The 10,984-nt window shown below is 60.0% G+C and carries 6 protein-coding genes and 1 pseudogene; 4 read left to right on the top strand and 3 right to left on the bottom strand.

Annotated features, from left to right (window positions below):
- From AC1DSG_RS21590 to AC1DSG_RS21580, 3 genes and pseudogenes are all read right to left on the bottom strand, one after another.
- Positions 1–123: pseudogene (locus tag AC1DSG_RS21590) on the bottom strand (SCO family protein); the annotation flags it as partial.
- A 32-nt stretch (positions 124–155) separates the two neighbouring features.
- Positions 156–2,960 carry a multicopper oxidase domain-containing protein gene (locus AC1DSG_RS21585; RefSeq protein WP_477792699.1) on the bottom strand — a complete coding sequence of 935 codons (2,805 nt, stop codon included), beginning with the start codon at positions 2,958–2,960 and terminating at the stop codon, positions 156–158.
- A gap of 186 nt (positions 2,961–3,146) precedes the next feature.
- Entirely contained in the window at positions 3,147–4,595 is a 1,449-nt protein-coding gene (locus AC1DSG_RS21580) for a sensor histidine kinase (RefSeq protein ID WP_477792698.1), read from the bottom strand.
- 289 nt (positions 4,596–4,884) lie between these two features.
- Here AC1DSG_RS21580 and AC1DSG_RS21575 point away from each other — a divergent pair, with 289 nt between their 5' ends.
- The 4 genes from AC1DSG_RS21575 to AC1DSG_RS21560 are packed head-to-tail and all read left to right on the top strand — an operon-like array spanning position 4,885 to position 10,370.
- Complete coding sequence (locus AC1DSG_RS21575; protein WP_477792697.1) at positions 4,885–6,240, top strand: hypothetical protein; 1,356 nt, start codon at positions 4,885–4,887, stop codon at positions 6,238–6,240.
- 35 nt (positions 6,241–6,275) lie between these two features.
- Positions 6,276–8,507 (top strand): Ig-like domain-containing protein, encoded by a 2,232-nt coding sequence (locus AC1DSG_RS21570; RefSeq protein ID WP_477792696.1) that lies wholly within the window; start codon positions 6,276–6,278, stop codon positions 8,505–8,507.
- A 59-nt stretch (positions 8,508–8,566) separates the two neighbouring features.
- Positions 8,567–9,028: a curlin gene (locus AC1DSG_RS21565; RefSeq protein WP_477792695.1), complete on the top strand. Its 462-nt coding sequence runs from the start codon at positions 8,567–8,569 to the stop codon at positions 9,026–9,028.
- A 28-nt stretch (positions 9,029–9,056) separates the two neighbouring features.
- On the top strand, positions 9,057–10,370 hold the full coding sequence (locus tag AC1DSG_RS21560) for a curlin (RefSeq protein ID WP_477792694.1): 1,314 nt from the start codon (positions 9,057–9,059) through the stop codon (positions 10,368–10,370).
- Positions 10,371–10,984 lie beyond the last annotated feature (614 nt).

The following is a 10,984-nucleotide window of genomic DNA, read 5'->3' as shown; positions in this document are numbered from 1 at the left end:
CTCCTGCGTCGGCGACAGCGCACCTTCATGGGCCAGCAGCACCTGACTGGCCAGCAGACAGCTGACCAATACCAATATCAGGTGCATGCCCAAGGCTCGGGAGCTCGGTGTTTTCATGTTCATGCTCATGCTCATGTCGGCTCCCTCGCGGCGTTTTATTGGACTGGTACTTTAGGGCCGAAGCCGTCACCAGTGCGGAAGGTTGGCAGCGCGGCAGAGTTGACGTAGCGCACACCATCCCAGCTCGGCAGCGGTGTCGGCATCAACYGGAATTGCCCGGGCTTCTCAATGTCCCAACGCAGCAGCATCGAGTTGTCCTCATGCTGAGTGTTGTGACAGTGCTCCATGTAAGTCCCGGCGAACTCGCGGAAGTTGATGGCCACCTCGACGTTGTCCAGGCCATCTTTTTCCGAGCCGATGCGATACACATCCTTGCGTGCCCATTTTTCCCACTCCGGTGGCGCCTTGCCGCCGCGACTGAGAATAATCCCCTCCTCGAAGTGTACATGCACCGGGTGACTCCAGCCGCTGCCGCCGTTTTTAATGTTCCAGACCTCCAGGGTGCCGAAACCGGCGGCCCCGCCATCGGTGGGACCGGTAGACAACGGTATGGCGGTGTTCAAACGTCTTGGGTCCATGTGGAAGCCGAAGCCGCCATCGGTCTTGACCGTCCACGGTGCTTCATCGGTGCCGTCGGAACGGCCGAAAATGAAGGTCCGGTGACGAGCCTGAGCCAGGAGCGCCTTGTCGGCCGCATTGTCGCGATGGATCTTCAGCGGGATCATCACCAGGCCTTCGGCTTTACCCGGTTTGGCCGGTTCATACGCTACAGGGTCCATAGACAGGTCCTGACCGGTGTAGGCCTTGACGTTGAGTTGCAAGACTTTGCCCACGCCCGGATCGCCCCTGTCCCATTTCGGGCCATTACTGGTTTGCTTGATCACCGCCTTGTAGGTTTCGGAGAGCACGTCGGCCAGCGACTCCGGCTCTTTCGGGCCTTTACCATCGTCATGCACCAACAGATTGACAAAGAATATCTTATCCCCCGGTTTGATGCCGTTTTTGGCGAAGTTGACGATGATGTCAAAGCGCTCGGCAATGCCTTGGGTCGGCAGGATGGCGTTGTGGTTCTTTTTATCGCCATCGGCGTCGAGGTCCATGGTGCCGTCGAAGGGCACGGCATGTTCCATGATGTTGCCGTCGTTGCCGATCATGTGGAACGGCACACGGGCATAGGACACACCCGAGCCTTTAGGCCCCTGGAACTCGCCACTGGTGCCTTTGATTTCACGCACCAGCGCCAGTTTGAAGTAGCGCGACACCGAACCGTTGAGCATGCGGAACCGATAGCTGCGGGCACGCACGTCCAGGGTGGGTTTCCACTGCCAGTTGACCAGCACCTGGTCACCGAGGAAGCCGTCGGTGTTGAACGGGTTAAACCACAGCTGACCGTTCTGATCCCATGCCTTGTCGGCGAACACCAGGTTGACATCGTAGTCGCGGTTACCCCACGGCAAGGCGCTGCCGCTGGGGAAACGCAGGTTGACGCCGTCGTTCACCGATTCGTTGCCACGGTCCAGGGCGCTGTAGTAGTTCATCATCGCCGCGTTGCCCTTGTAGACGTTCTGCGCGGTGAAATCGAGCATGTGGTCGTGGAACCAGTGAGTGCTCATGGTTTCGCGATAGTCGCCACGGATCTTGATCGTGCCGTTTTCGCAGGTCTTGCGGCTCGGGCTGACGTCATTGGTCCACAGGGTTTCGCCAGGCGAGCAAGGGAATGCCGCGCGTGGATCGTGTGCGTCGGTGTTGATGGTGTCGTAACCGGCCAACTGGATCGGCCAGCGATAGTCGTAATACTGCCCCGGGAAGAAAAACGCGTTGGCATAACCATCGCTTTCTGCCGGTGCGTGACCGTTGTGTTCGTGGGTACTGATGGTGTGCAAACCAAAACCCATGTTGGCCGACGGGTCGATCGGCAAGCCGTTGTAGTGGCGCATTAATACTGGTTGGCCGTAACGCACCATCAGCAATTTTGGCGGCAAGGTGCCATCGAAGGTCCAGACCGAGTTGTGATTCTGCACTGGCATGTTCGGGTGGAAACGCGGATCGACACCTTTGGAGGTGCCATCCGTTGCCGGCACGCCGGCGACGTTGTGATAAAGGCCACCAGGGCCGAACTCGCCCACGGCGTAGTGGTGCATCTGCAGGCTGTCACGCCAACCGGTGTTGAGCCTGGCCCCGGTTTGCACGGTTTTGTAAGCCAGTTGCGGGTAGAACTCGTTCCAGCGTTGATGCGACCAGCCCTTTCCTGGCGGACGACCTTCAGCCGACGAGCCGATATGGCGGTTGAGGAACTGCTCGATCTGCGCCTGCCATGGGTTGCGGTCCACCACGTTGGAGAACTGGCTGGGGAACGGCGTCAGCCCCGGTTGACGCATGAAGGCATCGAGTGCCGCGCTTGGTGGCGCACTGCGGGCCGCACTGGTCGGGTCTTGCTGTGGCAACGGGCCAATCGCTGCGGGTGGGAAACTCAGGGGCGCCGCCGGTGTGGTGGGGTCGAGTTTTTCCGGGCCGAACTCTTCAAACAGCACCATCTGCTGAGTGAATGGCAGAGCGCCATACAGCGGGCTCGGCCTGCCATTGGTGGGGTAGTTGTAACTGGTCTGCTGCGCGGGCGGCAAAGCGTTCTCGACACGCGTTTCTTCGCGACTGCCTTTGTTGCCATCGGGCAAATCGAAAGCGTCCTGGTTGGCCTCAGGCATGGTCAAAATCGCGTTCAACGCCGCAGGTTCGTCAGCCGGTTCGTCGTAGTAAGCCGAAGGGTCGGAGGGTTCAGGCTGTCGCTCGTCATCGATTGGGCTGGCACGCAGATTTGCTGTGCCCAGCGTCATCGTCAAAAGGACGCTCAGAGGCGTCACAAGGCCAATCCACTTGAAGGAAAAACGCGCTTTGCTATCCATCATCAACCGCCTCGAACGTGTGAAGGGGTGATGGGGGAATTGCAAAGACCTCGCCAGATTTGTAACAGTTTTTAACAAAAGCATTAACACTTAGCAAAACAATGGCTTATCAACATCAATGTGCCATACCGCGAAAAAAACGACTGGGGCGTGACACCCGCTAGCGGGGAAAGTTCATACCCATTGTCAGGYAATTCGTTTGAACGACAAGCGGACGGTCGTGCCCTCGCCTTCGCGGCTGTCCAGGGTCACTGAACCACCACAACGCTCCATGATTCGTTTCACCAGCACCAGCCCGACACCCAGCCCGCCTTGCTTGGTGGTAAAAAATGGGCGGAACGCCATGCTGCGCTGCTCCTCGTTCATGCCTTTACCGGTGTCACTGAGGATCAAACAAATACCTGCGGGATCGGTCGGTTCCAGCGCGAGCGTCAGCGTGCCCTCCTTGTCCATGGCTTCCAGGGCGTTGGCCACCAGACTGTTGAGGATCTGCGTCAGCTGCACTGGCTGGCTCAGCACCATCGGCGTCTCCTTCGGCTCGAAGACCACGTGAATTTTTTCCTTGGCGATCTGATGTTCGAAGGCCAAAAGACTGTCATGCAGGCACGCGACCAGGTTCACCGGCTCCGCTTCGTCGTTGAGCGGCCGCAAGGATTGCAATAACTCCCGGACCCATTTCGACATGCGATCGACCTGACCGATGATGTCGTTGATGTTTTTGTGGGCCGGACCACTGTCGAACTCAAGCGCCAGTTCGGCGCTGGAGCGAATGGTTGCCAACGGGTTGCGCAGGCTATGGGCAACCGCCGAAGACATCTCCCCGAGGGCGACAAAGGTTTCGTTGGTGATCAGTTGTTTTTGTTGCGATTCCAACAGAATCGCCGCCCGCCGTACGATCCAGTACAACCCCAGGTAGATCAGCCCTCCCCCGAGGGCCGTGGCCATCCAGATCATTGCCATGCCGCGCTCCATGCGGTCGATCAAGTCCTTGGGTTCCTTGTAGATCTCGACCATCGCGGTGACATTTTCCTGGTCGGCATCGAACAGCGGAATGTAATTCTCAATGAAGATGTGGTCCGGCGGCGTGATGAACTTCTGCTCAATGCGCGCCTTGTCTATGCTGTGATAGCTGGCGGACACCGGAGTCTTGGAGCCAAACGCCTTATTGAGGTCCTCGTCGGTATGGACCGTGGTGCCCATCAACTCCGGGTTGGTGGACCAGATCACCATGCGGTCCGGGGCATAGATGTTGGCCAGGATCACATCGGGCAAATGTTCGATATGGTCGAGAAACTCACCTCGGGCACTGGCACGGGCCAGTGGATCGACATCGGGAAAATCCTTGTCTTTGCGCGGGTCGAGCAACTCGCCCATGGTCCGCACGTTGGGTATGGCCACATGACGTACTTCGGCTGCAGCAATCGCTTGAATGAACTGCGACGTCAGTAATGCATCCCGCTGCACGCTCTCGGTAATTACAAAACGCGTGGACACTGCGCCCAGCGCCACGGCCACTGTGCCGATCACCGCCATGCTGATCAGCGAAAACCAGCGCAGCAGATTGAACGGTGGTTTGCGCAACCTAAGGCGAAGATCGCCCTCTTCTTTTTGAAGGGGTGATGCTTGGATATTCATGGACGTGTTTCCCCGACTTCCCATATAGGGTTATAGCCCACTACTCGATGTTTGCCCCGTTTCCCGTGTTCCCCCCCCTCTTTCCCGGCCCACCCCGACGCCCCCATCTACCCCCAACACTGGGGGCAGTCGCCCGCTTCGGCGCCCTCCACGATTTAGCCGCAACGGTGCTACAGGCCCTTCGTTACGGGCCTGTGCAGGCGTTTTTAAAAGTTGGTATGGAAGTTGCCAAAGCCCTGTCAACTSACTCGTCCCCCATGGGGCAGGTCTTCTGATAGAGGGAATACACATGCACCCTTTACTGTCCAAAACCACGATCGCTCTGGTCGTGACCGCTCTAGCCCAAGGCGCTGCCCAGGCTGCGCTGTTTGCTGTGGACCCCGGGAACCTCGGAGTCTATTTGCCAGCCAACGGCGGTTTCGCCGCCTGGTATCAAGACACCCATGGACGAACCCTCGACCTGTGCCTGTCAAAGGCTGTCAGTTCCAGGGTTCCCAGCGCTCCAGGCGCGCCGAGCTACATGTGTACTTTGCTGCCGACCCCTGGCGTCTTCGACGATGCACAACCGGTGGTCTTCCCGACCAACTTTCCCGATGAAGCCTTCTGGTTCACCGCCGATGGCGCGATCGTCGATGTGGCCAGGGGTATCGATCTGGGCTACGGAGCGGCCATCGAAGCCGCCTTCGCCGCCGATGAACCCGTCGACGGTGACCAGGTCAGTTTCGCCCGCATCCGCGTTCGTGTCGATGTGCCCACCGCCGGCACCTATGTCATTACCCACCCCTACGGTGTCGAGGTCTTCAACATCACTACCCCCGGGCGGCGGGCGATCAACATGACCCGGGACATTGGTATCGGCTCACCAAAAACCTATGACGGCGCGCTCAAGGGTGATGTCGGACCGTTCCTGCGCAGCGTCAACGGCCCCTATACCGAGACTAACCCGGTCACCGGTTCTGCAGATAAATTCATCGGCGACCCGAACCTCTCGGAAGCCGTCACCGGCAGCCCGTTCAACACCAACTTCATCCGCATCGAAGGCCCCAACGGCCTGGACTTGCGCACCGATGTGTTCTCTATCTCCGGCAAATTGTCGACCGTAGTCCGCCCGACTCCGATGATCGCCCAGCGCAGTACCTACTCGCGGCATGCCGGCACCAGCGCCGTGGAGGCCCAACAGGATGTGTTTGTGCTGGCCCCACCACCACCGGCCACAGTGACCCTGGACAGCAACAGCCCGGCGTTGAATCTCACCGAAGCCAACACCACCGGTAGCTGGTACGCCCAGTCCTCTAACAATCCAACGTTGCCGAGTACGTTGCAAGTGACCGCCGACAACCATCTGGCCATCGCCAGCAGTACGCCAACGACCTTGCCCTTGCCCTTGACCGACCTGGTGGTGATTTCACGCGCCGAATACAAGTTGAGCACCGGGCAAATAACCATCGAGGCCTCCACCAGTGATGAAACCTCGCCACCGGTACTCACCGCCAGTACTGGCACCGGTGTCCCGATTGGCTCCCTGATTGGCGACGGGGCGACGAAGGCCCTGTCCACCGGCCTCTCGCCGAATCCGCCAGCCAAGGTTCAGGTGTCGTCATCCAATGGCGGCAGTGATACCGAAGAAGTGGTCATCGTGCAATGAACGCTCACATGCGCAGATCCTCATCAGGAGGCATCATGAACAATTGGCCACGCTTGGCGCTCAACGCCTTGGGACTGACACTTTCGCTGTCTGGGAGCGCATTCGCGCAACTCGCCGCGGTCGACCCAGGGCCTTACACCTTTGCCACGGGGAAATTCCCCATGTGGTATCAGGACAAAAATCTGCTGTCGATGGAACTCTGCCAGTCCCGGGCTGCCAGCTCGCGAGTAGCGGTCAGCGTGCCACCGGCCTACATGTGTACCCTGTTGCCGGAACCGGGGATCTTCGACGATACCCAGCCAATGGTGTTCCCCGACAACTGGCCACCGGAAGCGTTCTGGTTCCTCGCCGAGACCACCATCCCTAACAACGCCGCCGGCTACGGAGTGGACGCTTATGTCGCCGGGATCGAAGCGGCATTCGCCTCGGAAAACCCTATCGATGGCGATCAGCAAAGCTTCGCGCGGATTCGTATCCGGGTGAACATCCCCACCGCCGGGGTCTATACCATCACCCACCCTTACGGCGTCGAAACCGTCAATGTCACCGCCCCCGGACGTCGGGCGATCAACATCACCCGAGATATCGGCATTGGTGCTCCCGGCAATTTCAGTGGTGCCGTGGGCGGGGCCATCGGGCCATTCCTGCGCAGCATCAGCGGTCCATACACCGAAGTGAACCCGGACACCGGGGCCATCGAAACCTTCGTCGGCGACCCGAACCTCACTGAAGCGGTCACCGGCAGCCCCTTCAACACCAACTTCCTACGGATCCAGGGCCCGGCCGGAACCATTGAGACCTCCCTGTTCACCGTGGCCGGTAAAGTCCTCGACAACCGTGCACAAACGCCAGTGACCATTGACCGCGCCACCTATCGCCGTACAGGCTCCAACACTCAAGTCGAAGTCTTTGCCAAAGCGGACATCAGCTCGACCCTGTGCTTCCGTGAAAGCATCGCTCTCGTGCCCGGCCCACCGCTTTCGCCATGCCTGACCACTCTGACAGGCGGCAGCGACGGGCAGTTCTTCGGCAAGCATCTGGTCAACGGCCTCGTGCCTCCGGTCGTGGTGGTCACCGCCACCAACCCGACGGGCTCTACCCGCCCTACAGCAGTGTCGAGCAAGCTCTCTGACGTGGTGAAAATCCGCACCGCTCGCTACAGCTGGAACGATCACAAACTGCTGATCGAAGCCTCCTCCAGTGACGAAGTGGCGGTGCCGGATATGGTCGCTCAGGGCTATGGACGTCTGTCGAAGTCCGGCACCCTGCAAAGCCTGACCGTCTCCGACCTGACCCAGCCACCTGCCTCCGTGACAATCAAATCCGCCGCGGGCGGCAGTGACACCGAGCCCGTCGTAGTCGTGGGCAAAGCACCGGAAGTCGGTGAGAACCAGGCGCCGCTTTCCGTCAACGACACCGGCAGCACCAGCTTCGGCGTGCCAGTCACCCTTAACCTGCTGACCAACGACAGCGACCCGGACGGCAACACGCCACTGACCATCACGGGGCTGACTCAACTGCCTGCCGCACAAGGCAGCGTGGCATTGAGCGGCACCACATCGGTGGTCTACACCCCGCCAGCCGTCGTCAACGCGCCGATGACCGTGACCTTCAACTACAAGGCTCAAGACGCCAAAGGCCTGGCCTCGACCACGCCAGCGACGGTGACCATCACCGTGGCGCCTAACCGGCCACCGACTGCGGTCAACGATGCCGTTTCGACCCTGGGCGTGGCGATTCCCATCAACGTGCTGGCCAACGACACCGATCCGGAAGGCAACGTGCCGCTCAGCGCAGCCATCGTGACTCAACCGGCGACCGGACGCGGCACCGTCACCACCGACGGCACCGTTATCACCTACACCCCACCGGGCACGGTGACCACGGCCTTCACCACCACCTTCACCTACCTCGCCCGGGACAGCTTGGGCGCCTCGTCGACGCCGGCCACAGTCACGGTGCAAGTCTCGCCAAGGCCTGCTGCGGAAACTTTCGCGGTGACCACGGCCACGGTGTCGGCACGCTCCAACAACCGTTTCACCTGGGACTTTGCGGGCACCTCATCGGTGACCACCGGCAACACCATCACCATACAGGTCACCACCCCGACCGGGCTGGTAACCCTGGGCACCACCACGGTACCGCTGACCGGTCGCTGGCGGTTGACGGTGAGCAACACCACCGCGGTGATCCCGTCAGCTAACCCGACGGCCACCATCCGCTCCTCCCAAGGCTCCGTACGCTCAGTATCGGTAGTCGCGAACTGAGCCCTCGCCCCACCCGCCATTCGGGTGGGTGGGGCGACCTCATCGTAAAGGACTGAACCATGAAAACGTCGACCGCCGCCCTGCTCTGCCTGCTTCTGCTTTGCAGCAGTGCGGGCGTGCGCGCCGATGACTTGATGGAAAACAACGACCTGGGTCCCGGTGGCGACCTCGGAGAATTACCACCCCCGGTTGGCCAGCACGCGCTGATCGACCAGAACGGCCAGGCCAACATTGCGTTGTTGCAACAGAACGGCCAGTCGTTGCTCGGCACCATCGTCCAGTCGGGCAGTAACCAGGAAGCCTACATCCTGCAACAAGGCAGCGACCTGATGGCAATGATCAACCAACAGGGTTACGGCAACAACGCCGACATCACCCAAACCGGCAGCCACAACCGTGCGCAGATTTCCCAGAACGGCAACAACAACGACGCAAGCATCGACCAGGCGGGCACGGGGCTTTCCAGCGCCGTGAGCCAGTCCGGGAACGGCATGAGCGTCTCGGTCAAACAATATCGCTAAAGCACTGCACCACTTTGGAGGTTCCATCATGTTCAAACTGAAACCCCTTGCCGCCGCCATTCTGGTCATGGTCAGTGCCCAGGCGATGGCCGACGACAGCACGTCCATCCAGAATCAGAACGGCGATTCCAACATCGCCAACGTGACACAGACCGCGGCCAGCTTCAGCACAGTCACTCAGCAGCAGACCGGAACGGGCAACGATGCGATGACGTCGCAGGACAACGCCACCAGCACTATCCAACAGACCCAGGTCGGTGAATTCAACGCCGGCTACGCAGAGCAACTGTTCGAAAACGGCAGCACCATCACCCAGCAACAGGCCGGCACGTTCAACAACACCCATGCCAGCCAGTCGGTTGGCGCAGGTAGCGGCCAGGTACTGCAACAACAGCAAGGCAACGGCAACTCCTCGATCATCTTCCAGGACAATCAGGACGGCACGACCGCCACGACCCACCAACAAGGCGAGAACAACGAAGCCTTCATCGAACAGCTTGATCCGGGCGTGGGGAACACCGCAACGGTCGTCCAGTTTGGCAACACCAACTACGGCACCGCCGAACAGGTGTTCCACGTGGGCGGCCAGATCAACATCAACCAGAGTGGCAACGATAACTATGCCTATGGCGACCAGCGCAACGGCGAGGGCGGTACGCTGACAATCACCCAGCAAGGCGGCGCGAACGGCACCGAAGTCTGGCAAGAAAGCCAACTCGCCAGCCAGGCCACCATCAATCAGATCGGACAGACCAACGAAACCGTGGTTGACCAAAGCTTCGGCGCAAACAACGTGGCGACAGTGTTGCAAGTCGGCAACCTCAACGCGATCTATGCCGACCAGTACGAATCCATCGGCTCGAGCGTGGCGCTGTATCAACAGGGCACGAACAACGTTCATTTCACCTATCAAAGCGGCGACAGCCATGTGCTTACCGCCAACTCGGTGGGTACCGGCAACAAGGTCTACGCCAGCGAATGGCAAGGTCCGAAGGCGGGTGGCCAGTACGGCAGCACCCAGACTGCAACCGTCTACCAGAACGGCACCGACAACGTCGCCAACTTCACCCAGGCTGATTCCTACAACGAGCTGTATTTCGACCAGAACGGCAGCGACAACATCCTCATCGCCGACCAGCGCGGCACCAGCAACCTGGCTCAAGGCAGCAGCAATGGTACTGGCAACAGCACCGAGTACATCCAGTCCGGGTCATTGAACGTGGCCTATGTGACCCAGAGCGGTACCGGCAACGTTGCCAGTATTGACCAAAGCGGCACTACCCAATTGGCCACGGTGCAGCAAATCGGTAACGCCAACCAGGCAACAGTGCTACAGCAATAATCGCGTGGCATAAAAAACCGCGACCTTTGGGGGAAGGTCGCGGTTTTTTTGTTTGTGCCCAGTGGAGATGGGGTGGTAGTGAGGCGGCCATCGCAGCGATGCGGCGACCCGACAAGCCAGCTCCCACAGGGGAATGATGTACATCTGTTATCAATTGGCGGCTGTCAGGCCGCCTTCGCTAGCAGGCTAGCTCCCACAATGAGATGTACATCTGCTAGCAATTGGTCGGCTGTCAGGCCGCCATCGCGGGCAGCCAGCTCCTACCGGGAATGATGTACATCTGTTGGGAATTGCTCGGCTGTCCGGCCGCCATCGCTGGCAAGCCAGGCTCCTACAATAGATCGGCGTACAGCCCTTGCTTCCCACCACTCAACAGGCCGAGCGTTAGCTCGCCTGAAAGCTTTTGATCTTGGGCTTTTGATTCACCCGCCCCCTCGGGAGGCTGAGTGGAGGTGTTCATCCGGGGAGTGGCGCGTAGCGCCGTTCGACGCAGTCGAACACGCTGCATGTAGGTCGTAGCGAAGCAGACCGGAGGGCAGTGTCCCCGGATGGATACCGGAGCGAAGGAACGCCGAGCCTTAGCGAGGGGCCGGACGCTCGGGGCGAGCCTTTTG

The sequence above is a fragment of the Pseudomonas sp. P5_A12 genome, assembly GCF_056400685.1.
This window is presented reverse-complemented; position numbering and strand designations above follow the sequence as displayed.